22 protein-coding genes and 1 riboswitch are annotated in these 24,288 nt (G+C 51.9%); of the genes, 6 read left to right on the top strand and 16 right to left on the bottom strand.

Annotated elements, in window-relative coordinates; translation table 11 throughout:
• The first annotated feature begins 197 nt into the window (after window positions 1–197).
• A complete protein-coding gene (gene mqnE, locus KQI79_RS05490) occupies window positions 198–1,304 on the top strand; it encodes an aminofutalosine synthase MqnE (RefSeq protein WP_216537208.1) in 1,107 nt (368 codons plus the stop codon).
• A 39-nt stretch (window positions 1,305–1,343) separates the two neighbouring features.
• Window positions 1,344–2,405 (top strand): NAD(P)/FAD-dependent oxidoreductase, encoded by a 1,062-nt coding sequence (locus KQI79_RS05485; RefSeq protein ID WP_216537207.1) that lies wholly within the window; start codon window positions 1,344–1,346, stop codon window positions 2,403–2,405.
• An 11-nt stretch (window positions 2,406–2,416) separates the two neighbouring features.
• On the opposite strand, the gene KQI79_RS05480 is transcribed toward KQI79_RS05485, so the two are convergent.
• Window positions 2,417–2,671 (bottom strand): YuzB family protein, encoded by a 255-nt coding sequence (locus tag KQI79_RS05480; RefSeq protein WP_216537206.1) that lies wholly within the window; start codon window positions 2,669–2,671, stop codon window positions 2,417–2,419.
• 81 nt (window positions 2,672–2,752) lie between these two features.
• Here KQI79_RS05480 and KQI79_RS05475 point away from each other — a divergent pair, with 81 nt between their 5' ends.
• Window positions 2,753–2,998: a NifU family protein gene (locus KQI79_RS05475; RefSeq protein ID WP_216537205.1), complete on the top strand. Its 246-nt coding sequence runs from the start codon at window positions 2,753–2,755 to the stop codon at window positions 2,996–2,998.
• Between the two features lie 65 nt (window positions 2,999–3,063).
• Here the strand turns inward: KQI79_RS05475 and KQI79_RS05470 are convergent, their stop codons facing one another.
• From KQI79_RS05470 to KQI79_RS05420, 11 genes are all read right to left on the bottom strand, one after another.
• The gene (locus KQI79_RS05470; RefSeq protein ID WP_216537204.1) at window positions 3,064–3,837 is read right to left on the bottom strand and encodes an SDR family oxidoreductase; all 774 of its coding nucleotides are present in this window, start codon (window positions 3,835–3,837) and stop codon (window positions 3,064–3,066) included.
• A 172-nt stretch (window positions 3,838–4,009) separates the two neighbouring features.
• Window positions 4,010–4,864, bottom strand: a complete 855-nt coding sequence (locus tag KQI79_RS05465; RefSeq protein ID WP_216537203.1) for a MetQ/NlpA family ABC transporter substrate-binding protein — start codon at window positions 4,862–4,864, stop codon at window positions 4,010–4,012.
• Window positions 4,865–5,109: 245 nt separating this feature from the next.
• Window positions 5,110–5,781, bottom strand: a complete 672-nt coding sequence (locus KQI79_RS05460) for a methionine ABC transporter permease (RefSeq protein ID WP_216537202.1) — start codon at window positions 5,779–5,781, stop codon at window positions 5,110–5,112.
• Window positions 5,778–6,794 carry a methionine ABC transporter ATP-binding protein gene (locus tag KQI79_RS05455; RefSeq protein ID WP_216537201.1) on the bottom strand — a complete coding sequence of 339 codons (1,017 nt, stop codon included), beginning with the start codon at window positions 6,792–6,794 and terminating at the stop codon, window positions 5,778–5,780. The genes KQI79_RS05460 and KQI79_RS05455 overlap by 4 nt, the downstream gene beginning before the upstream one ends.
• Before the next feature lie 113 nt (window positions 6,795–6,907).
• A riboswitch (SAM riboswitch) is annotated at window positions 6,908–7,034 on the bottom strand.
• A gap of 96 nt (window positions 7,035–7,130) precedes the next feature.
• The gene (locus KQI79_RS05450; RefSeq protein WP_367398141.1) at window positions 7,131–7,859 is read right to left on the bottom strand and encodes a Cthe_2314 family HEPN domain-containing protein; all 729 of its coding nucleotides are present in this window, start codon (window positions 7,857–7,859) and stop codon (window positions 7,131–7,133) included.
• Window positions 7,849–9,621 carry a UbiD family decarboxylase gene (locus KQI79_RS05445; RefSeq protein ID WP_216537200.1) on the bottom strand — a complete coding sequence of 591 codons (1,773 nt, stop codon included), beginning with the start codon at window positions 9,619–9,621 and terminating at the stop codon, window positions 7,849–7,851. Before KQI79_RS05445 ends, KQI79_RS05450 begins: the two co-directional genes overlap by 11 nt.
• Window positions 9,618–10,553 (bottom strand): COX15/CtaA family protein, encoded by a 936-nt coding sequence (locus tag KQI79_RS05440; protein ID WP_253297954.1) that lies wholly within the window; start codon window positions 10,551–10,553, stop codon window positions 9,618–9,620. Before KQI79_RS05440 ends, KQI79_RS05445 begins: the two co-directional genes overlap by 4 nt.
• 192 nt (window positions 10,554–10,745) lie before the next feature.
• Window positions 10,746–11,093, bottom strand: coding sequence for a thioredoxin family protein (locus KQI79_RS05435; RefSeq protein ID WP_216537199.1), 348 nt, complete (start codon window positions 11,091–11,093; stop codon window positions 10,746–10,748).
• An 80-nt stretch (window positions 11,094–11,173) separates the two neighbouring features.
• Window positions 11,174–12,799: a putative polysaccharide biosynthesis protein gene (locus KQI79_RS05430; RefSeq protein ID WP_216537198.1), complete on the bottom strand. Its 1,626-nt coding sequence runs from the start codon at window positions 12,797–12,799 to the stop codon at window positions 11,174–11,176.
• A gap of 53 nt (window positions 12,800–12,852) precedes the next feature.
• Complete coding sequence (locus tag KQI79_RS05425) at window positions 12,853–13,338, bottom strand: DUF456 domain-containing protein (protein WP_216537246.1); 486 nt, start codon at window positions 13,336–13,338, stop codon at window positions 12,853–12,855.
• Between the two features lie 32 nt (window positions 13,339–13,370).
• Window positions 13,371–14,108 carry a Cof-type HAD-IIB family hydrolase gene (locus tag KQI79_RS05420; protein ID WP_216537197.1) on the bottom strand — a complete coding sequence of 246 codons (738 nt, stop codon included), beginning with the start codon at window positions 14,106–14,108 and terminating at the stop codon, window positions 13,371–13,373.
• Between the two features lie 741 nt (window positions 14,109–14,849).
• Here KQI79_RS05420 and KQI79_RS05415 point away from each other — a divergent pair.
• The 3 genes from KQI79_RS05415 to KQI79_RS05405 all read left to right on the top strand — a co-directional run bounded on the left by KQI79_RS05415 (window position 14,850) and on the right by KQI79_RS05405 (window position 17,462).
• Window positions 14,850–15,596, top strand: a complete 747-nt coding sequence (locus tag KQI79_RS05415; RefSeq protein WP_216537196.1) for a metal ABC transporter ATP-binding protein — start codon at window positions 14,850–14,852, stop codon at window positions 15,594–15,596.
• Complete coding sequence (locus tag KQI79_RS05410) at window positions 15,593–16,453, top strand: metal ABC transporter permease (RefSeq protein WP_216537195.1); 861 nt, start codon at window positions 15,593–15,595, stop codon at window positions 16,451–16,453. Before KQI79_RS05415 ends, KQI79_RS05410 begins: the two co-directional genes overlap by 4 nt.
• A gap of 67 nt (window positions 16,454–16,520) precedes the next feature.
• Entirely contained in the window at window positions 16,521–17,462 is a 942-nt protein-coding gene (locus KQI79_RS05405; protein ID WP_216537194.1) for a metal ABC transporter substrate-binding protein, read from the top strand.
• 76 nt (window positions 17,463–17,538) lie between these two features.
• On the opposite strand, the gene KQI79_RS05400 is transcribed toward KQI79_RS05405, so the two are convergent.
• The 4 genes from KQI79_RS05400 to KQI79_RS05385 all read right to left on the bottom strand — a co-directional run bounded on the left by KQI79_RS05400 (window position 17,539) and on the right by KQI79_RS05385 (window position 24,163).
• Entirely contained in the window at window positions 17,539–19,644 is a 2,106-nt protein-coding gene (locus KQI79_RS05400; protein ID WP_216537193.1) for a peptidoglycan D,D-transpeptidase FtsI family protein, read from the bottom strand.
• Window positions 19,645–19,818: 174 nt separating this feature from the next.
• A complete protein-coding gene (locus KQI79_RS05395; protein WP_216537192.1) occupies window positions 19,819–22,230 on the bottom strand; it encodes a peptidoglycan D,D-transpeptidase FtsI family protein in 2,412 nt (803 codons plus the stop codon).
• A 354-nt stretch (window positions 22,231–22,584) separates the two neighbouring features.
• Window positions 22,585–23,733: a transglutaminase domain-containing protein gene (locus KQI79_RS05390; protein ID WP_216537191.1), complete on the bottom strand. Its 1,149-nt coding sequence runs from the start codon at window positions 23,731–23,733 to the stop codon at window positions 22,585–22,587.
• Between the two features lies 1 nt (window position 23,734).
• Window positions 23,735–24,163, bottom strand: coding sequence for a hypothetical protein (locus tag KQI79_RS05385; RefSeq protein ID WP_216537190.1), 429 nt, complete (start codon window positions 24,161–24,163; stop codon window positions 23,735–23,737).
• Between the last annotated feature and the right edge of the window lie 125 nt (window positions 24,164–24,288).

The following is a 24,288-nucleotide window of genomic DNA, read 5'->3' as shown; positions in this document are numbered from 1 at the left end:
CACAGCCGCGGTTAGCGGTTGTTTTTGCGCGAGTCGGCGCGCTTTTTTTATGCAAGCCGTACAGGCGCTGTTTTATTGCATTATTTTTAACCAGCGGTTTATTTTCCAATGGCAGCTTATTAAGTATTTTTTTTCACATGCCTGATCACTTGTTGTGATAGGCTGTAATCAAAACACCCGCAAAAGGAGGAGCCGAAATGTCGACAATCGTGACAAGCAATACCGACAATCAAATGGCTGAAATTATTGAAAAAGTAAGACATGGACAACGTTTAAGTCTTGAGGACGGCGTTTATTTGTACCAAACGGACGATTTGCTTACGCTTGGCCAGCTAGCCAACGAAGCGAACTTGAAGAAAAACGGGAAGAAAGTCTATTTTATCGAAAATATGAGCTTGTACTTTACGAATGTCTGCGAAGCGCATTGCGCATTCTGCAACTTCCGCAAAGACGAGGGCGACGAAGGCGCTTATACGCTCAGCGGCGAGCAAATGATCGAATATATCGAGCAGCATTATCATCCCGGCATCCGGGAATTCCATATTGTCGGCGGCCACAATCCGCATGTCCCTTTTCAATATTACGTCGATTCGCTTAAAGCGTTGCACGAACGGTATCCCGATGTAACATTGAAGGCATACACTGCGGCGGAAATCGAATTTTTCACCCGCATTAGCGGATTAAGCACGAAGGAAGTGCTTCAAGAATTGATGAAAGCCGGCCTGAAGTCGCTGACCGGAGGCGGGGCCGAAATATTATCGGATCAATACCGGAAAAAAATGCGTGTCGAAAAAGCGAATGTAGAACAATATTTGGAAGTGCACCGGACAGCCCATCAATTGGGATTGCGCACGCATACGACGATGCTGTACGGTTCGATCGAATCGCATGAGGATCGCGTGCGCCACATGCTCCATATTCGCGAACTGCAGGATGAAACGAACGGTTTCATGGTATTCATTCCGCTGTCAATGCAGCCGAGAAGCCCGAAAGCCGACATCCGCCGCAGAAATTCCGCGTACGAGGATATGAGAACAATCGCGATCAGCCGACTGATGCTGGACAATATTCAACATATTAAAGCCTACTTCATTAATATCGGCACGCAATTAACTCAAATGGCGCTCACGTTCGGCGCATCCGACGCGCACGGCACGATCGTGAAGGAACGCATCAGCCACGCCGCGGGCGCTTTGACGCCGGAAGGTTTGACGCGGGATGAATTGATTTGGCTAATTAAAGGCGCAGGACGCATTCCGGTCGAGCGCGATACGTTCTATAACGAAATGAAAGTATACGAATAGGGCATCCTAATCACTGACAAACTAGAAAGGAAGCAATTCATGAAGAAATTCGTCATACTTGGAGGGGGATACGGCGGGCTTGCCATCGCGAACCGGTTGCTGGAAGGCGATATTCCGTCCGATACGATCATCACGTTGGTCGACAGAATGCCTTACCAAGGATTAAAAACGGAATTTTACGCGCTGGCGGCGGGTACGATATCCGATCTTGACGTTCGCGTCGCCTTTCCTTCCGATCCGCGTATCGAATATAAATACGGCGCCGTAACCGGGATCGATCTGGAGAGCCGAACCGTTACCATGGATCAGGAAGAAACGATCGAATATGAATGGCTTGCCATTGCTTTGGGTTGCACCGACAAACATCACGGCATCCCCGGAGCCGATCAATATACGGCGAGCATTCAATCCTTGGCGAACACGAGAAAAACGTATGCCATCTTAAACGATGTGAAGCCTTACGGCGAAGTTAATATTATTGGCGGAGGGCTAAGCGGAGTGGAAATTGCGGCCGAGCTGCGCGAAAGCCGTCCCGATCTGAACATTCGGATTTTGGATCGCGGCCCGCGGGTGTTGTCCGCTTTTCCGGAGAAGCTTTCGCAGTTCGTTTCATCCTGGTTTGTCGAACACGATATCGCGCTCTGCTCTCATATATCCGTAAGCAAAATCGAGCCCGGCGTCATCTACGATCAGGAGAGACCTATATACGGAGACGTCGCGGTATGGACGGCCGGCATTCAACCGTCGGAAGTCGTGCAGAAGCTGAACGTGCCGAAAGATGCGCAAGGCCGCATCTTGCTGAACGAGTATTATCAAATACCGTCCTACCCGGAAGTATACGTGGCCGGAGACTGCGCGAGCCTCGCCTTCTCCCCCAGCGCGCAAGTTGCGGGCGTGCAAGGGGATCAGATCGCGCAAGTCGTGCAGGCGATATGGCAAGGCCAGACGCCGCGCCTGGACAAAATCCGCTTGAAAGGCGTGCTCGGTTCGTTAGGCAAAAAATCCGGATTCGGTTATATGGGCAAAAGAACGTTTATCGGACGGGTGCCGCGCCTGCTCAAAATGGGCGTGCTGTGGAAATCGAAGCATCACTTCGGGTAAGCTAAACCCGCTCATCCGATATGATCGTCGGGCCAAGCTTCGATTTCTTTCACCTTTTCCATGATGGCGTCGTACAGCTTCTCCGCCGATTCGGCCGCGACGATTTCGCCGTTCACATAGGCGTAAGGAAACAAATAACACTCGCCGCAATTGCCGAGGCAACCGTACTCGATGACGTCGTATTCGGGGTTTCGTTCCAATCTGCGCATCGTTTGATCCGTTCCGTGATGCATATTGCCGGCGCAAAACTCGATCACAGGGCGCATGCTTTCGTCCCCCTTCTTCGTTCGGGCATTTTATTTTACAATACTTTATAATATAATATATAGAGAAAGGAGTTGAAAGATATGAGCCAAGAAGTACAAAACAACATGTACGATGAAGTGCTTGAAGTTCTTGATAAACTTCGTCCGTTCTTGCAGCGCGACGGCGGCGACGTTGAGCTGGTTGACGTCGAAGACGGCATCGTCAAATTGAAACTGATGGGTGCATGCGGCAGCTGCCCAAGCTCGACCATCACGCTGAAAGCGGGAATCGAGCGCGCTTTGATCGAAGAAGTTGACGGTGTGCAAGAAGTCGTACAAGTATTCTAATTTTCATAAATTTGAAAGGGCCTTGCTTCGGCAAGGCTCTTTTTCCGTTCCGGCGCCAATCCGCCTCAAGCCCGCTTGACGACGGCGCGGATCGGATCAAGCCCCCCGGAGACATCCAAGATGTTGCCGGTAATAAAATCCGACTGCGGCTGGCATAAAAACCGGATCACCCTGGCGACATCCTCGCCCGTGCCCGGCCTGCCGCGCGGCGACTCGTCGTCCCTGACATGTTCCGCTTCGGCAATTGTCTTCTCCTTATTGTCGCCCCGAATATCGCCCGGGCAGATCATATTGACCGTAATGCCGTAAGGGGCCTCTTCGACCGCCAGCGATTTCGTGAAGGACACCAGGCCGACTTTGGCAGCGGCATATACGGCCCGATGCGGCCATGCCCTCGCTTCGGCAGCATGCCCGAACCCGAAATGGATAATCCGGCCCCATTGGTTCCGGCGCATTCCAGGCAATACGAGATGATCGAGCATCATCGTGCCGACGAAATTGCCATTCAGCAAATAAGCGATCTCATCCGGCGTATATTCCGCAAAGGTTCGCCGTTCGCGAATAAAAGGTCCCGCATTGTTTACCAATATATCGATCGCGCCGAATTGCGAATAAGCCGTTTCGACCAGCTTCTCGATATGTTCCTGCTTGGAAACGTCGCCATGAACCGCCGCGCATCGGACGCCTTTCGCTTCGATATCCGCCTTAAGCGCCATCGCTTCGCGCTCGCTATGCACATAATTGACGACCGTATCGCAGCCTTGATCGGCCAACGCAAGGGCGGCCATCTTGCCGAGCCCTTTGGCGCTCCCCGTAATGAGGGCCACTTTTCTACTCAACGTCTTACCTCCTTCAAAGTTGTACAACATAACCGCTGCGGACAGAACATGCGCGTCCGGAGCCGGTACATGTTCAAGTATAAAAGATTGTCCGGTAAACGGCAAATCCCGCAGAGGGCCTGCCTCTGCGGGATGATGTTTTCGCTATGCAATTGATTGCTGTCTTTGTTCCTTAGAATGCCGGAACGATCGATCCTTCATAAGTCTCTTCGATAAATTTCTTCATATCGTCGGAAGTAAGCGCCGCTGCCAGCTTCTTCATTGCGTCGGAATCTTTGTTATCCGGACGGGCGACCAAAATGTTGGCGTATGGAGATTCTTGATCCTCGATAAAGAGGGCGTCCTTCGTCGGAACAAGTCCCGCTTCCAACGCATAGTTCGTATTGATCAGCGCTACGTCCACTTCATCCAGTTGGCGAGGCAGCATAGCCGCTTCCAGTTCGATAATTTGCAGATTTTTCGGATTTTCGGTAATGTCGGCAACGGTCGACGTGATGTTCGTATCGTCTTTTAACGTGATCAAACCGTTTTTCGCCAGCAGAATCAAGGCGCGTCCGCCGTTGGTAGGGTCGTTCGGGATCGCCACTTTCGCTCCGTCCGGAATTTCCTCTACGGAGCTAACTTTTTTGGAATACGCGCCGAAAGGCTCGACATGCACCGCCACCACGGAGACGAGGTCCGTGCCGTTTTTCTCGTTTTGTTCGTCCAAGTAAGGCTGGTGCTGGAAGAAGTTCGCATCCAGTCCTTTCTCCGCCAATTGCGTATTCGGCAAGATGTAGTCGGTAAACTCTTTAATTTCGAGTTTCACGCCCTCTTGCTCCAATTGCGCTTGAATATGTTTCAACATATCGCCGTGCGGCGTAGGCGATGCGCCGACCGTCAGCGTCACCGTTTGTTCGGCAGCGGAGCCGTTCTCGTTCTGAGCGGCAGGCTGCTGCGAAGCGCCGTTCTGAGCCGGCTTATTGCCGCAAGCGGCCAACACCGCCACAAGCGTCAAGCTAACAATTGCAAGTACCCATTTTTTCATCTTTGTTTCTCCCCTCAATCATCATTTTTTAAATAAGGATTTATATATATGCGTGTTCAAAAAGTCGGCTTTTCAGCACCGAGAAGGTTGCGAGAACCCGAAGAAGGAGGAGCGCAGTGTAGGCAAAACCTACATGAGCACCGGACTTCGAGGGTGAACGCAAGATTCGATGTCGAATCTGCCACCAGTCACGCTTCGTGATCAAAAGTTGACTTTTTGAACAACCTCTAAAATGGAATTTCTCCTTATTTTCTCGTAAAGTGCCGCACTAACCGGTCGCCCGCCATTTGCAGCAATTGCACCAGCAATACCACGAGCACGATAGAGACGATCATCGTTTCCGATTGATAGCGGTGATATCCGTATCGGATCGCCAAATCGCCCAGTCCGCCTCCGCCGACCATGCCCGACATCGCCGTATAAGAGACGAGCGTGACGACGGTAATCGTGATGCCCGCAAGGAGGCCTGGCCTTGCTTCAGGCATCAGCACTCGCATAATGATCTGGAACGTGCTCGCCCCCATCGCTTGCGCGGCTTCGAGCACGCCGCGGTCCACCTCCCGCAGCGACGTTTCCACCAAACGGGCGAAGAACGGAGCCGCGCCGACGACGAGCGGCGGAATCGTTCCGAGCACGCCGATCGATGTGCCGACAATCGATCTGGTGATCGGAATCATCGCAAAGATTAATATAATAAAAGGAATGGATCGCAAAATATTGACAATAAACGAAAGTACGGCGTATACCGCCTTTCCCCAGAACGACGAGGACCGGGCTGTAAGAAACAATACGATCCCGAGCGGCAGGCCGATCATAATGGAGAACAAGGACGAAGCGCCCAGCATACGCAGCGTATCGAGCGTCGCCTTGCCCATTTCCGGCCAATTGACGATCGAAAAATCGAGCGCGGCCGTCATCGGATCACCTCCACATCAAGCCCTTGCGCCGTAAGCTTGTCAATCGTCAGGCCGATATTGTCGGCGCTGCCCTCTAATCTTACGATTAGCTGGCCGTACGGCGTATCTTTGATCGTCGATATCGTGCCTTGCAATATCGCGAAATCGACATTCGTCTCCCGCGTCGTCTGCGACAGCGTGGATTCATACGTTTTCTCTCCGAGAAACGTAATCTTCACCGCCCGGGACGAAGCCGACTGCGACGTCGCGATCGCCGCCCGCAATAACTCGCCCCCGATGCCGTCGCGGGCGATAAAGTCTTTGGTCACTTCATGCTTCGGCTTCAGGAACACGTCCGTTACCTCGCCTTGTTCGACGATGCCCCCTGCATGAATGACAGCCACGCGGTCGCAAATGCTCTGAATGACATGCATTTCATGCGTAATCAGGACGATCGTGAGATGAAACCGCCGGTTAATATCCGACAGCAGCTTTAAGATCGAATCCGTCGTCTGCGGATCGAGCGCCGATGTCGCTTCGTCGCATAACAGCACGTCCGGATCGCTGGCGAGCGCTCTTGCAATGCCCACCCGCTGCTTCTGCCCGCCGGAGAGCTGGGCCGGATACTTGCTTGCATGCTGCTCCAATCCGACGAGCGCAAGCAATTCGTTCACTTTGCGCTCGATTGCGCTTGCAGGCGTTTTCGCCAGGCGCAGCGGAAATGCGATATTGTCGTATACGTTCGCGGAAGAGAGCAGATTGAAATGCTGGAAGATCATGCCGATTTTGCGGCGGCGCGTCTGCAGTTCCTTTTTGTCCAGCGACGTAAGTTCGATTCCGTCTACCCACACTTTCCCTTCCGTCGGTCTTTCCAGCAAATTGATGCAGCGGATCAGGGTGCTTTTGCCCGCGCCGGAATGGCCGATCACTCCGAATATTTCGCCTTTGCGCACTTGCAGATCGACATGCTCCAATGCCGTCGTTTGGCGGGCGCCTTTGCCGTATTTTTTCGTCAAACCTTTTAATTCGATCAATTTATCACCCTCTTATTTCGAAGAATGCTAGATTCATTGCCGTATTCCAATATGAAAAACCCTTTCGCGGACAGATGCGCAAAAGGGTTGTTAGTCATGTTCAGCAACAGCCTCTCTCATCTGCCGGAATGATCCATTCCGAAGGAATTAGCACCATGACATTAACGGCATGCGAACCGCTTGCCGATAATCGGTTGCCGGGCTTCATCGGGCCTTTCCCTCCGCCGCTCTCGATAAGAAACGAATTATGAAATTAGTTTGAGTATACTAGGTCTTTACGTATGAGTCAATGGAAATTAGATGAAAATTACAATAAAAATTTTCACAAAGCGAAATTTACGATTTCGCGCGCAACAATCGATCGATATGCAGAAACGACGCCAACAGCGTCTTGCATACCATGTCCAACGCCTGATCCAAATCGGCGAGATTATGCCCGATGTCTTCCAGCTTGACTCTGCCGTCCAGTGCTTGATGCCGCTGCCATAAATCGTCCTGCATTTCGCTGTTCATATAATGAATTTCGGTATTCCGCTGTTTGCGCAGCCGGCTCATCGGATCTTTGTAAGATTCCTTAATCGCTCCAAGCTTATCGGCAAGCCCGGATTCCGTCCCCGTATATCGCATTTGCCGCAAAACGGTGAAGTAGGAAAACCGCTGCTTCACCTTCCCGGTATTCAGCTCAAGCACCCCGTTGAGCAACGTGCCGAGCTTGTCCAACACCGAGAACACGCGAATAAGCCCGTTTTTGTAAAAATAAAGATGACGGCGGTAATCCGTTTCTTCCTCGGGCGTCATTTCGTCCTGATACGTTTTCGTTACCCGCGACTGAAAGCGTTCCGCCGCATACCGGCTCTGTTCCAGCTCGTCCAGCGACGTGATCAGCCCGCGCGCCCAAATTTCGTACTTGCGCCATATGTGCTTCGGATCGTTGCCCGCATTCGTCAGTCTTTGCAGCTGAAGAACCGTCCGCTCCATCGCTTCGAACGCCGAGCGGAGCAGCCCTTCATTATGTCTCGGCGCTTCGCCGAACAAGCCTCGCAGCATTAACGTCTCACGCTCCATGGGCAAAATACGATTTCCAACGGTCATCCACCAATTTCACGATATCTTCGCGCGGGAATAATTCGTCCGGATAGCCGGGCTTCATGCGCGCGTCGATGACGATCGGAAGATCGTATCCGAGATGATGCTGGTGCACTTCCGCGTGCGCGAACATATCCGTGGCCGGGTTGAACCGTGTAAATACCGTCCACAAGAACGAAGCTTGCGTCGCGGCAATCCGCGCATCGTCGACTAGAACGACGAGCGGCCAAGCCGTTCCTTTCGCGCGCAATCGCGCAAGCAGCCTCTGGGCCAGCTCCGGTTCCGCTTCGTAAGAAGCGCCGGATACGACGAGACAGCCGCCGCAATATACTTCAATGTTGTCGATTTCCTCGATGTCGCCCTCGCCGTAACTGCGCGGCAATTCGCGCACCGGCTGGCCGACGCCGAGCATGATCGCCTTGCTGCCGTGATTCAATCGCAGTCCGGTATAATCGAGCGTATCATGCGATGTTTTATTGATAATGAACAAGTCCGTCTTCGGATCGAAGCGTTCCAGCACCGTTTCCATCAAATGCGCGAAATTCGCCAAGTCGAGCGATTGATCCGTTAAGATTAAAAATTTCGTCAGCGTCAGCTGCCCTTGGCCGAGAATAGCGAAGCCGCTCGTCAACGCTTCCCGCGAATAGCTCTCGCGCACGATCGCCGCCGCAAGCGGATGAACGCCCGTTTCCGCATACGCCCACAGCGATTTGACGCCCGGCAGCGCCAGCGGATAGGCCGGCGCGAGCAGGCGCTGCAAAAATTCGCCTAAATAATAATCTTCCTGACGCGGTTTGCCGACGACGGTCGCCGGATAGATGGCGTCTTTCCTGTGATACATATGGCTGACGTTCAGCACCGGAAAGTCGTGCACCAACGAATAATAGCCGTAATGATCGCCGAACGGCCCTTCCGGCCGGCGGACATGCGGCGGCACCGTCCCGCGGATCACGAACTCCGCTTCGGCCGGCATGCGATGGCCCCCGAGCGGATCGTCCACCATCGGCAGCTTCTGTCCCATAATGAGCGAGGTCAATAGCAGTTCGGACAATTGCTCCGGCACCGGTGCGATCGCCGAGGCGATCAACGCGGGCGGGCCGCCTATGAATACCGATACCGGCAGCGCCTCGTTCCTTTGTTCCGCGATATGGTAATGAAACCCGCCGCCTTTATGTATTTGCCAATGAACGCCGGTCGTCTTGTCGTCGTATATTTGAATGCGGTACATTCCGAGGTTGTTGTCGCTCTTATGATCCGGGTGTTCCGTATAAACGAGCGGCAGCGTCACGAACGGCCCGCCGTCTTCTTGCCAGCTCGTAATGGCCGGCAATCCCGCGAGCGGCGCCTCCTTGCGGCAGACGTCGAGAATCGGCGCCTGCTCTTTGCCGACCGTCTTCATGCCGACCTTCAGCAAATCTTTAATTAAGCCGCGCTCCCCCCATAACGCCTTCGGAGTGGGAGGGAGCAGCGATTTCGTCGCCCCCATAATTTGCCGCACCAACGCCTCCGGACGCGGGCCGAAGGCAAGATCGACGCGCCGGCTCGTTCCGAACAAATTGGTGACGACCGGAAACGGGCTGCCTTTCACGTTCGTAAACAGCAGGGCAGGCCCTTCCTCGGAGATGACGCGGCGGTGAATTTCCGCAATTTCCAAATACGGATCGACTTCGGCTTCAATGACCGCCAATTGCTTCTCCCGGCGCAGCACCTCGATATATTGGCGCAAATTCGTATAAGTCAACGAGATTCCCCCTTTCCTAATAGCAAAACGCGGGCGCTTAAATAACATAGAACGCCGAACAAGCCCGAAACGAGCACCGTATGCAGCAGACTCGCATACAAATGCGCGTTCTCGTTATGCATTGATAGTACGAGCCAAGCGCCGCTCAACACTTGCGAAGCGCATAAGACGAGCGCCCAGACGCCCGCGATGCGAATTTCGCGTACATGCTTATGTCGATGATAAGCGAAATGGGCCATAACCGCAACAACGATGAGCAGCAGCAGCGCCGCCACGCGGTGCAGAAAGGCGATCAGCGTCGATCCGTGCAGCGTCGGGATCACTTCGCCGTTGCAGAGCGGCCATCCTTGGCAGCCGCCCCATGATTCCGTATGCCGCACGAAAGCGCCGACATAGACGACAATATAGGAGTAGATGGCGACAAGCCATACGGAATTGCGGAACCGCTTCGACACCGCGGGCAACGTACGGGGCGGAACCGTCAGCCCTTTGCTTCTTCGGTATAGCGCGATCGACAGCATCAGCGTACCGGCGAACGCCAGCAGCGAGAAACCGTAATGCAGCGCCATAACGGCCGGGACTTGTCCTTTGACGACGGCCAAAGCGCCCATCACCGCTTGCACATATGTGAAAAAAAGCGCAATAGAAGCGTACCATAGCGTATCTTTGCGTTCTTTGACGTATTTCCATACCAAAATAAATAACACAAGCACTAATATGCCTACGATTCCGCTAACCGCCCGGTGCGAGTATTCGATCAGCGACTCGATCGTTTTGGCCGGAACGAATTTGCCGTTGCACAGCCAAATCGTCCAATCGCTGCCGCAGCCTTGGCCGGAGCCGGTCTTCGTTACGAGCGCCCCGTTCAGCAGAACGAGCACCATGCCGAAACAAGTAATATAGGACAGCCAATTCAATTTGTTCGTTTTCAATTTATGTTCACCTACTAGTCCATAAAAAATGTCACAACCGATGAAGAACTAATTCTCATTATACCTGATTTATTAAGGGAATTTACATCCCAATTGTGACAAAAAGTAAAAGCTGTGGCCCCCGAATCGGCATTTTAAAAGAAAAACGTCCCTACTTGATGTTGTAGGAACGTGTCGATGAACGAAATCAGATTATCCTTGTTGCAGCGTTTCCGCCACTTGCAGCGCACGATCGAAAAATTGCTCGATTTCTTCGCGCGTTTTCCGCAATTTGCTGACAAAGCGCACCAGTTCTTTGCCTTGCGAGAAAGCAATAAAACTCGGGATGCCGAGAATTTGGTAATGATCGCATAAATCCGGAAATTCGTCGCGGTCGATTTCGATCAGCGTCAGCTTATCCGCATATTTCTCCTCGACGTCCGGCATAAACGGATCGATAAAATGGCAGTCTTTGCACCAATTCGCCTTAAATACGGCCATCACCGGTTTTTCGCCTTGAATCAACGTTTCAAATTGTTCAGTGGACGTTATTTTTTCCATCGTGATTCACTCCATTTCATACTTCTAGGTTGTGCAAAACATTGCTTGAAAACACAATATATCAAAATATTCCTTCCCTCTTATCTCATTGCCGATTTCGAACGCTGCAGCCGCATGAACGGTTTCAACGCTTTGCGCAGCGGAGCCGGGTAGTTGTTCAATTCCTCTGCCGTAACAATCCGCAGCGCGACAAGCAGGGCCGGATAAAGTAAGAGCACGGCCAGGCCGACCAAGCCGGACGATAGAAAGAAGGCGACGCGGTCGGGAAGCAGATGCACCAGCAGATTGCCGGCCCATTCGACCCCGCCGCCGACAGCCGCAAGCACCGCTACCGTTGCCGCAAATCCTGCCCAGCGGTTGCCGAGAATTTGGAACGGCACAATTTTCTTCAATGTTCTAATATTCAATAACGTAATGATGACGAAACATAGCGTCGTCGCGGCGATAATGCCGTAAATGCCGAGCCATGGCGCCAGAATGAAGCTGAAGGCAAGCTTGCCGGCAATCCCGATGATGACATGGACCATCGCGGCATTCGGTTTGCTGACGCCGAGCAGGATCGAATTGGTCACCATCATCGTAATTTGGAAGATCGTCCCCGCCGTCAGCATGCCGACAATCGCCGCACCGTCCTGGGTGCTGAACAAGAGGCCGTTGACCGAATAAGCGGCGACGCTGAGCGCGAGCACGATCGGCATGCCGGTAAATATCGAAATGCGCATCGCCAGCGTCACTTGCCGGTTCAAATGCTCTTGATCGCCCCGCGCAAATGCGGCGGAGATGACCGGCAGGAGCGATGTGCTAAGCGCGATCGCAAGGATCGGCGGAATGCCGGCGACCGCTTGCGCGCGCATGCTGAGAATATCAATCGCTTGCATTGCTTGCTCGTAGCCGTGCCACGGTTCCAATAGCCGAATGCCGATCGTGCCGTCAACCGTATATACGGCTTGCACCGTAATGGCTGTAAAAATAAGCGGCACCGATATTTTAAATATATCCGCATATATTGTCCGCAGCGGGACGGGCGGCGAATGTCGAGCGACCGTACGCCGGCTCTGTCTGTCCGCCTTCTTCAGCTTGCGGGCGTAATAGATCATCACGAGAAGCGCCGCAATTCCGCCGAGCACCCCGCCGAAAGAAGCGCCCGCGGCGACCCACTGATCGCTGTAGCCCCATTGCAGCAGCGCAAAAGCGATGCCAAGCGCCGCGACGACGCGTACGATCTGTTCGACGATTTGCGAAACGCCTCCCGGGGCCATCATGTTGCGCCCTTGGAAATATCCGCGCATCATCGCAATCGTCGGAAACATCAGCAGGGCGGGCGCCAAAGCCCGTATGGCCGACACCGATTCCGGCACTCTGTTGAGCGCGGCGTAGGCAGGCGCGAACGCGTACAATAATACCGTAATGACCGCGCCTGTGGCAAAGCCGAACAGTAGAGCCGCGCGGTATACCCGCTGCGCTTCTTCTTCCTTGTTCAATGCGTAACGTTCCGAAACCATCTTGCTGATTGTGCTCGGAATGCCGGCGGTGGCTACCGTTAACAACGTTAAATAAACGTTTGAGGCTGTAGCAAAAGATATATTTCCCGCATGCCCCAGCATATGCTCCAGCGGCACTTTTTGGGCGATCCCCAGCACGCGGGCGATTAACGCGGCGGCGGCCAATATAAGCGTACCTTTAATAAACGACTCTTTCTTCGACAAAACCGTTTCCCTTCCTTCTCCTTAACCGCGACGAAATCGCTTCCCCCGAGACGTTAATTCCAGATGATCCAAATGACGAACAGAACGATCATAACGATTTGCAAAATAATTTTCATCGCCGTGCTGGCAAACAGGCCGACGACCGATCCCCAACCGGCTTTGACCGCGCGATTGAAATCCGACCCGACGAGCAATTCCCCGATGACCGCGCCGAGGAACGGGCCGATAATCAACCCGAAGGCCGGGATGACGAACGGACCGATAATGACGCCGATCGTGCTGCCGATGACGGACGCCTTCGTTCCGCCGTATTTTTTGACGCCCCAGGCGCTAACCGCGTAATCGGATACGAACAAGACGACAAGGATCAATGTCTGCAGCGTCCAGAACCATACCCCGAACGGCGCAAACGAAATACATAACCCGTATACGAAAAACGCGGCGTAAATCGCAAGCGAACCGGGCAGCACCGGAAAGATTGCTCCGGCCATGCCGACGGCGAACAACAGAATGACCAGAATCCAACCAACAATTTCCAACACCATGCGAACCGCGCCTCCCGTAAGTTACCCTAATTCAAAATATACTCGCGAATGACTTGGGCTACACCGTCTTCTTCGTTCGTTGCGACAATGACGTCGGCGTTTTCCTTCACCACGTCCTGCGCATTCCCCATCGCTACGCCGAGCCCGACGGCGCGAATCGCCGCCAAATCGTTCAGGCTGTCTCCAACGGCGACGACTTGATCCATGCCGATCCCCATCAATTCGCACACGGATCGAAGGCCGCTCGCCTTGGAAACGCCCGCCGGATTGATCTCGATATTGACGGGAGCGGAGTTCGTAACCTCCAGCCCTTCCCACTTCGCAAGCTCTTCCCAAATGGCCGATAACGCCGCCCGATCTTCCGAATAGTAGCCGAATTTGGTCCACTCTTGTTCCGCGATGCGGTCTGTCCACTTCTCTTTATTGAACAGCCCCTCCGGCGTATACCCCCAGAACCATGTTCCATGCGACTCGGCAAGTTCGTACAACTTCTGTACGACGGCGCCGTCCAGCGTACGGCGGTACAGCAGTTGGTCCGGCGCTTTCCATACTTCGCTGCCGTTCGCCGTAATCATCGGGCTTTGCAATTGCAACATTTCCGCGTAAGAGATTGCGTTCTGGTACCCGCGTCCCGTCGACAGGCTTACCGTCACGCCGGCCTCCCGGGCGGCGGCAATCCATTTCGCCGTTTCCGGCGTCACTTCCAGCGCTTCGTTCAATAACGTCCCGTCCATATCCAATGCCAACAACTTGTATTTTGCCATGATTGCCTCCTATCGCAACATCGAACGTGTCGTAATATAAAGCCATTTTAGCATACCCGGTCAATAGGAACAAAAATATTCCGTTTACCGCTCGAATTTGTCCCATTCCACGCATAAAAGAGCCGTCTTGCCGCGGAGGAGCGCCGCAAAACGGCCGATAATCCACCGGCGTTGCATTCACTTTTTTCAACATTCCAGGATCGCGGACACAGGAGACGCTAATTGTGACAAAAGGCCCGATTTCGGACAGTTCGCGGACATACGATCCTCTATTCGCGGTAAAAGCGTAAAAATAAGCCCTTCAACGAAGGAATAACGGAACCAGTGTCCGCCTAAACAGCGAATAAGGGGTTTTAACGCGAAATAACGGCCCTGCGGTCCGGATACCAATTTCCCGAAGCAACGCTAGTGCCGATAATCGCAATTAAAATGCATCCTGAGGCATTGCTTGCCTCCTCTACATCATACTTAGTCCAAACCCTACGGCAGCCGCCAAAAAAACAAGCGTCATAATGAATCGCTTGAAAGAAGAATCGATTTTTTTTGTTTTTTTCACGATCTCACTTCCCCATTATTTTCTTTATTCATTGTTTTGTATCCGTTTTTTGCATTATACGCATATATGCGCAGAAAGTTTACCTAATGAAACTTTTTTATTGTAATACAAAATAGTTTTACTTGATTAAAATTGTTTTCCTAGGTAAAATAGGGTGACAAGGACTTAGGTGAGGAGAGATAGATATGTCTTATATTTTAACAGTGAAGGATCTGCACGTTTCGTATTACGGGAGCGAAGCTCTAAGAGATATCAGCTTTTCCGTCGAGAAACAAAAACTTGTCGGCATCATCGGACCGAACGGGGCAGGAAAGTCCACTCTCTTAAAGTCGTTATTGAAACTAATCCCCCGCGACAAAGGTGAAGTAACCATTATGGGCAAGGAAGTGGAGCAAGTCCGTAAGCAAATTGCTTATGTGCCCCAACGCAGCAATATTGATTGGGACTTTCCGATCTCAGTATTAGAGACGGTGGTGCTGGGCACGTATCCAAGGCTGGGAGTTTTTCACCGGCCTAAGAAAAAGGAGAAATTATGGGCTTTGGAATGTTTGGAAAAGGTAGGGATGAAGTCTTTTGCCGATCGGCAAATCGGCGAATTATCCGGCGGACAGCAGCAGCGCGTGTTCTTAGCCCGGGCGCTTGCGCAGGAAACGGAAATCTTTTTCCTCGATGAGCCGTTTGTCGGAATCGACATTGCCAGCGAAGAGACGATCATTCAGATTTTGAAAGAACTGCGCGACGGCGGAAAAACGGTGCTTGTCGTGCACCACGACTTGAGCAAATCGGATGAATATTTTGACGAGTTGGTGCTGCTCAATAAGGAACTGGTACGCTACGGTTCGGTGGGAGAAGTGATGAATCCGAACATGATCGCCAAAGCTTACGGAGGGCAACTCTCATTTCTAAAAGATATGGTGGTGACGGGAGCATGAATTTTTTTGAGGCGGTTATGCAGTATGGTTTTTTGCAAAAGGCGTTAGTCACATCTATTATGGTCGGCATCATTTGCGGCATCATTGGCTGCTTTATTATTTTGCGCGGCATGGCGCTCATGGGGGACGCCATATCCCATGCCGTTCTTCCGGGGGTCGCTTTATCCTATCTTTTCGGCGTCAACTACTTTTTTGGCGCGGTTCTAACCGGCGTTTTAACGGCGATAGGCATCGGATATATTAGCCAGAACAGTAAAATCAAGAACGACTCGTCCATCGGCATTATGTTTACGTCGGCGTTTGCATTAGGGATTATATTGATCACGATTCTCAAAAGCAGCACCGACTTATACGACATATTGTTCGGCAACGTGCTGGCCGTACGGCCTTCGGATATGTGGACGACGTTTGGCATCGGTATTTTCGTCTTGGCGGGCGTGTACATCTTTTATAAAGAACTGCTTGTCAGTTCCTTTGACCCTACGATGTCCCAGGCCTACGGGTTGCCCAACAAGCTGATTCATTATTTCTTGATGACACTGCTGACGATGGTGACCGTAGCTTCCTTGCAAACGGTAGGAATCGTTCTCGTTGTGGCCATGTTGATTACACCGGCGTCAACCGCTTATTTATTAACGAATCGGCTTTGGAAAATGCTGTTTATTGCAGCAGGCTGCGGGGCGCTTTCCGCAATACTCGGGCTGTACGTCAGTTTCCGGTTTAACTTGGCTTCCGGGGCCACGATCGTAATGGTCGCAACGATTCTGTTCATTGCGGCATTTATGTTTTCGCCGAAACAAGGTCTCGTCTGGCGTTCGCTGAAAAGCCGGAAACAAAAATCCGCAGTCAATTATTAATTTTAATAAACGAAATAGGAAAGGGAGGGAGCACAGAACATCCACACGATCTCTGTGCGAAAACGCGATGAAAAAAAGAAATATTCTATTAACGGCATTCATAGGGATTTCCATGCTTGCGCTTGCCGCTTGCGGCGGAAAAGCGCCCGCCGAATCGAATGATAAGGAAAAATTGCAAGCCATAACTACGTATTCCGTGATATACGATATTGTTAAAAATGTGGGCGGCGATCGGCTGAACGTTCATAGTCTGGCGCCCATCGGTTCCGACCCTCACCAATACGACCCGCTTCCTGAAGACGTGAAGAAAACGGCCGATGCGGATATTGTATTTTATAACGGGCTGAACCTGGAAACGGGGGACGGTTGGTTTGAGAAAATGATCGAGACAGCGGGGAAAACGGGAGATAACGCCCCCGTCTTTAAAATTAGCGAAGGAGTCGAGCCGATGTATTTAAAATCGGGCGGACATGAAGGAGAAGAAGACCCGCATGCGTGGCTGAACGTAGAGAACGGAATCATATATGCCGAAAATGTCAAAAAAGCGTTGATTCAAGTCGATCCCGAAAACAAGGAAATTTACGAGCAAAATGCCGAAAAATATATCGCTCAATTGAAAGAATTGCATGAATCCGTACAACAAAAAATGAATGAACTGCCTAAAGAGAAGCGAATCCTGGTGAGCAGCGAAGGTGCCTTTAAATATTTCTCCAACGCTTACGGTTTCGAAGCCTATTACATTTGGGAGATCAACTCCCACGATGAAGGGACGCCGGAACAATTAAAGGCGATTATCGACATCATCCGCAGTCATGACGTCAACGCTTTGTTTGTTGAGACGAGTGTCGACCCAAGAAGCATGGAGACCGTTTCTTCCGAGACGGGAGTTCCGATTGCCGGAACCATCTTCACCGACTCGCTCGGCAAAACGGGCGAAGACGGGGATACTTATATGAAAATGATTGAATGGAACGCGGATGTCATTTACAACGGATTAAAGAACAAATAGAACGATTTACGATTTATGGGTCGGAAGAAATGAGGGCCGGGCTTCTCAGCCGGCCCCCTTTTTTTATGATGAAGGATTAGTATTCTCTTCGGGAGAAGCGATGCACAGCCGAAGCGGCAATGTTCGCAGCCCGTTTCCCCGCAGGATTGCGAGGTTTGCCCCGCAGACCGATCCTCTCGTCATACGCGTCGAAAATTTTGCGGGCGATCGGGGCCGCGCCGCGTCCGCCGAATCCGCCCTCCGGCACGACGACCGCAACCGCCAGCACCGGATCGTCGGCCGGAGCGTAGGCGATAAATACCGCGTTCTCCACCCTTTTGCCGCCGACATCCTGCTGGCTCGTTCCCGTTTTGCGCGCAAGCGGATACGGAAAATCGTCAAATCCGCTTACTTTTACTTTGCGCATCCCTCGCTCGACAATATCCCAATATTGCTTCTTCAACTTAACTTCGTTCAATATTTCGGGCTTGTCGAACTTTTTGACCGTCTTCCCTTGGGCATCCGTAATTTTGCTTACGAACAACGGCTTTAATCGTTTTCCCCGGTTCGCCAGCATCGCCGTATATTGCGCAAGCTGCAAGGTCGTGTATTTTCCCTGCTGCCCCCATGACGCGAACACCAGCGCGGATTGCGCGCTTAGTTCGGCTTCGTGGAAATATTCTTTCGTACCCGGCTGCTCCCCTTGCAGCCCGCTGCCCGTCGGAACTCCCAAGCCGAATTGTTCCATGTAACGGTCCCATAAATCGACGCCTTTCTTTCCGTTGCGCATGTATAGCGCATTGCCGATCAACTCCGACATGAAGGCGTTGGACGATTTTTCAATCGCGCTCGAAGGCGTGAGCACCCCGTTCGGCACGCTGAAAGCGTTGGAAACTTTCCGTTCGTAGCCCCTTTTTCCGAACGTAAACGAACCGCGATCCGAATAGGTTGTGTTCGGGGTTATTAATTTTTCCTCCAAGCCGATCAGCACGGACAACGGCTTCATCACCGAACCGAGCGGAACGACGGAGGATGGATGCTTGAATTGCTCCGTTTCGCTGTCGTATTTTTGATACACTTCCCGGATCGTCCCGTTCGCCAAATTCGCCTCGAAATTCCGGTAATCTTCATTGCTGATTTTGCCGCCGCGCCATATATTCGGATCGTAATCGGGCTGGCTCGCCATGGCGACAATTCGTCCGGTCTTCACTTCCATCGCGACGGCATATCCCGCACGGGCGTGCGGTGCCGCATCAAGGCTGCTGCGCGGGAGGCTTCGAATATATTTGATATGATCCATGATCGCTTGTTCGGTTTTGAGCTGCACATCTTTATGAATCGTCATCCATATGTCGTTTCCTTTGACCGGCTTCGTCAGCTCCATATGCCCGATAATGTTGCCCGAATAATCGACCGGGTACGATTTCAACCCGTTTTTGCCGCGCAATTCGTTTTGAAACAACAATTCCAGCCCGTCGTACCCGACATCTTCGTTTTCCAAATACCGGTCGACCGGCGGTACGTCGGCATTGTCGATTTCCTTGTAGTAATCCAAACCGCCGTTCTCGCTGCTGGCGGCATTATATTTTTTCAAATAGCCGACCAACTGCACCGCGACCGTATCCGGATCGTAATTCCGCACGCTGTCTTCCACGATGTCCAATGCGGCAAAATCATGCTTATGCTGCATAAAATAGGCGATTTCCTCTTTCGTCAGTCCCGATTTGATCCGCCTCGGCACATAGCCGTAGTTCATTTTCGCATCCAGATCCATCTGTTTGACGATATCGTCCGCCGTCATTCGCGGCAATTTCGGATCGCCGTACTTAGCGAATACGTTCTCTATTTTCCGCGCCAGCTCGATCGCCTCGGTTTGATTGACTTTTACGCCTTTCACCGTCTTGCTGTAATCTTTGTCAAAGCGAAAATAAAGCGATTGGGTCGAAGTGGAATAAGCGATTTTGCGATGGCTTGCATCGTAAATCGTACCGCGGATCGGAGGAATCAATATGTCTTTCGTCCCCGCTCTTACTTCCATTTCCTTCAGCCTCGGACTGTCGACAAACTGCAGCGTAGCGAGCCGGACAATTAAGACGGAGAACAAGACGAACGTCGCAAAGAAAAACAGGTTTAACCGGAACGAGAATGTACGCTGATTGCGCAGCTGCCTTTTTTGCTCTTCATTCATCATCTGGTCTGTCATCGCATGCCGTTCCTTTCCAACTCGATCTCCGGTATAGTGTGCGCAATTCCGCGCAAATTAGAAGCGAATGGAAAGATTGAAACAACGTGTCACGATTTGCTCGAGGTCTTCAGACGACAAAAAAGACCGCCCCGCTTGGCGTGATGCTCAAGCATAAGGCGATCCTGATGGTCGTTAACCGTCCGTAGGCGTTTCCGATTGCTGCTCCGTATCCGGTGGCGGATCGTTGTTGGGAGGCGGCGTAGAAGTTTCTCCTTCATTCGTGCGCCGCTCACCCGTGCCGCCCTCCTGCTGCTGGGATTGGCCGGGATTCGTGCCGCTTTGCCCATCCGTCTGATTGCCGCCGTTTGGCGCGGATGTGCCGGAATTCCCCTGCGTATCCGGATTCGTCGATTGTTGATTTGACGATTGGTTCGTCGTTTGTTTGTTCGTCGCTTGCCGGTTTGCCGCTTGATTGGACGTTTGTCGATTCGACGACTGTTGATTCGTTGCCGACTGCTCGCCGGATTGCGTGCCCGCCGCATCGTCGTCGGGCGGCGCTGTTTGGTCCGTCACAGGCTTGCGCGGCACGCCGCGCAGCCCGACCGCCTCGTCGTAAGCGTCGAAAATTTTACGCGCAATCGGCGCGGCGCCGCGACCGCCGTATCCGCCTTCCGGCACGACGACCGCGACGGCGAGCACCGGATCGTCCGCAGGCGCAAAGCCGATAAATACGGCGTTGTCGATAATTTTCCCGCCGCCTACGGATTGCTGCGACGTTCCCGATTTACGGGCATATTCGTACGGGAAGCCTTCGAAGCCTTGCACGCTGCTTCGCATCCCTTTATGGATGATGTCCCAATATTGGTCTTTATAGTCCACTTCGCCAAGCACTTCCGGTTGAAATTCTTTCACAATATTGCCGTCGACATCGGTCACTTTGCTGACAAATTGCGGCTTCAGCCGTTTGCCGCGGTTGGCGAGCATCGTCGTATACTGGGCCAACTGCAGCGTCGTATATCTCCCTTGCTGGCCGAAGGAAGCATAGACGAGCGCTGACTGGGGACTAGATTTTTCTGCATCATTGAAATATTCTTTTGTTCCCGATTGCTCTCCTCGCAGCCCACTATCCGTTGAAACCCCTAGACCAAACTGTTCCATATACTGATCCCATAAGTCGACTCCTTTTCTACCATCCCTCATGTATAACGGATTCCCGATCTTTTCCATCATAAAGGCGTTGGAAGATTTTTGAATCGCAGTAATAGGAGTGAGCACTCCTAGCGCTCGGCCCGAAGCATTATGAATTTTACGTTCATGTCCTTTCTTCCCAATCGTAAACGAGCCTCTATCTGTATATTTAGTTCCCGGTGAAATCAACTTCTCCTGCAATCCGATAAGAACGGTCAACGGCTTAATGACCGAACCGAGCGGAACGAGAGAGGAAGGATGCTTATTTTGCTCTTCTCTCGTTGCGTATTTCTGATACACTTCGCGAATCGTACCGTTGCCCATTCTCGTTTCGATATTGCTATAATCTTCGGAGCTAATGCTGCCGCCCTGCCATATGTTCGGATCGTAATCCGGCATGCTGGCCATGGCTACCACTCTGCCCGTTTTCACTTCCATCGCCACGGCATAGCCTGCTTTTACATTCGGAGCGTAATCGGGGGAACTAGGCGAAACAGACGTCAAATATTTGATCTGATCCATGATCGCTTGTTCCGTTTTCAACTGCACGTTTTTGTCGATCGTCGTCCAGATGTCGTTGCCTTTCACCGGCTTCGTCAGCTCCATCGGGCCGACGATATTGCCGAGGCCGTTGACTGGGAACGTCTTTAACCCGTTCTTGCCGCGCAGTTCGTCCTGAAACATAAATTCCAAACCGTCATACCCGACGTCCTCCGTCGAAATATACTGTTCTTCCGCCGGCAGTTCGCTATTGTCGATATCCTGGTATTTTTTCAATCCCCCGTCCGGATTGCTGGCCGCGTTGAATTTTTTCAAGTAACCGACCAATTGAACGGCCACCGTATCCGAATCGTAATTTCGAACGCTATCCTCGACGATATCGATGCCGGGAAAATCGGCTTTATGTTGCATAAAATAAGCGATTTCTTCATTGCTTAGGCCCGATTTGATGCGGCGCGGAACATACCCGTAATTGAGCCTTGCGTCCAAATCCATCTGCTTGACGATATCGTCCACAGTCATTTTCGATCCGTTGATGTTGCCATACTTATCAAATACTTCCTTAAGACGATAAGCAAGTGCAATCGCCTCAGGCTGATTCTCCTTCTTACTAAAGTCTTTATCCATATTGATTGAAAAATATAATGTTTGCGTAGACGTCGAATAGGCGATTCTCTCGCCGTTGGCGTCCAGTATCGAACCGCGGATTGGCGGGATTTTGACATCCTTCGTCCCGATTCTTGCCTCCATTTCCCGGAAACCGGGACCTTCGACAAATTGCAATATGGCGAGCCTTACAATGAGCACCGAGAAAATGACGAATGTGGCGAAAAAGAATAAATTTAAACGAAACGAAAAATTGCGGCGGTTAATGATTTCCCGTTTTTGCTGATCATCCATCGAATGGTTGGTCATCTTACATAAATCCTTCCTCGCTTAAAAATAATATTAGACGGCTAACGGAACTAGCGGACGCTATTTGCGCAAAATCGAGACGTTTCAAAATGTAACGGAAGTGGTGGACCTTATTTGCGGTCATTCACTCATTTCCTGCTAGAAAAACAACAAATAAGCGCGCTGGCTTCCGTTAGAATTCGAAAAGGCCGTTTTTTGCCGCTTTAAGGTCCTCCAGATCCGTTAAAAATGGATTGCGAGCCTGAAAAATCCCGATGCGGCGCTATTACCCGGATGGGATTCACCCGGTAATGATCCAAGTGAAAGCGGCCTAACCCGCTCCTTCTATCTATCTTTCTACTAGTTTATCATAATTTAGGCCGAGTCTAAAGTAGAGTAATATGCATCTTTGCGATGCGTGTCGTAAAATCCGGGCGGGTCGAACCAATCGCCTGCGCCGGCCCATGTCGGATCGAGCGGAACCCATTCGTTCCGTTCGGATAAATACACTTCGTTCCAGGCATGCGCCCCGAACCCGCCATTGCCGTCGTATCCCAAGCCGGTCACGACTTTCACTTGCAGCCCGACCGAACGGGCCATGACGGCGTATAATCTTGCATAATCGATACAAACGCCTTCCCGCGAATCAAACGTATGCTGCGGCGTCTGCTCCTTCCACTCGCCGCGCTCCTCGTACGCTCGCACTTTATCCCAATCATAGCGAATGCGCGTACCGACCCAATCGTAGAGCCGTCGCGCCTTCTGCTCGTCGCTCTTCGCGCCGTCGGTCACGCTGCCCGCGGCCAGGGCGATATCGTCCGGTATCGCATGATCGATTACCTCATATTTACGCTGCAGCACCGCCTGAAATTCCTGTTCCGCCGCTTTCGTCAGAACGGGCAGCTGCTCCTTCATCCAACGGCCCGTCAGCGGTTCGACAACGAGCGCCGCCCCCCGGCTATATACGGACGACTCTTTAATATAATCGCTGATCCATAATTGCGGGTATAACGAGACGACAACGAATAATAGAGCGATCGCCATGATCGACCGCCCCGCACCGATCACCGTTCCGATCAACGCCCCAATGACGCGGCTAAACAATCCTGCCCGCTGCGCGGCGTCCGCCGTCGGCTCAGGCGAGAAGCGATGCGCTCCCCAATTGCCGAACATATCGAGAATCATGCGAATGAGAAGATAGAGAAGGATGAAGATAACGGCAAATCGAAGCAAAGAAAAATCGCGCAGCGCGGTCACAAGCGTGTAATAAAATTGCTCCCACACCCGCAGCGCGCGATCCGGGACAACGATCTCCCGCGCCGTCAACCAGCGCTGCGCGAGCGGCGACAACGAGCGAGCGAGGTATGCGGCAAGCGCAATGCTGATTAACGCGCTCGCTCCGGACACGATAAAGAAAAAAAGATGCCTCGCAGAACCCGACGCACCTCGAAACATTCCATACAAACACGATACGATGACGATCAAGATCAAAATCGCGGAGACAATATTAAGATCGGCAAACATGTTACTTGCCCGCTCCGTCGATTAACGTCTTGACGGCTCCGCTAACGCTCCATTCGCCGAGCGAAATGCCGCGGAACGTAACGTCCACCTTATCGGCACCGGGTTTACCCGTCAATACTAACTTCGACGGCGTTTCTACCGTAAAGGTCCCGTCTTCGTTCATCGTATATTTGGCATCCTTCGCTTCCGATGCCATCAGCTTCATCGCCTCGTCCTTCAACTTATCGACGTCCGTAACGGTGGAGACGACTTTCGAAATATCGTTGATCGTATATCCCCCGTAAATGGCGATGCCGACGATAATGCCGATCACAAGCACCCATTTCAAGACGGTCTTCACAAAGCTGACGATCAGGAACAGCACGACGACAGCTATGGCGATAATGAGCCAGTTTTCTTGCAAAAACTGCAAAACGGCTTCCGTATTCAAACCAATTCAACTCCTTCCTATTCCATCTATTGATTATACATGATTCCCAGTTTCTACGTAAATGTTACTTTAGACTGCGCCGCTTCGCATAAAAGAAACCTTTACCGGAAAAAGGAATAACTTCG

The organism is Paenibacillus sp. MSJ-34, from assembly GCF_018918005.1.
Taxonomy (GTDB): Bacteria; Bacillota; Bacilli; order Paenibacillales; family Paenibacillaceae; genus MSJ-34.
Note: the sequence above shows the minus strand (reverse complement) of the source record. Positions and strands in the feature narration are given on the sequence as shown.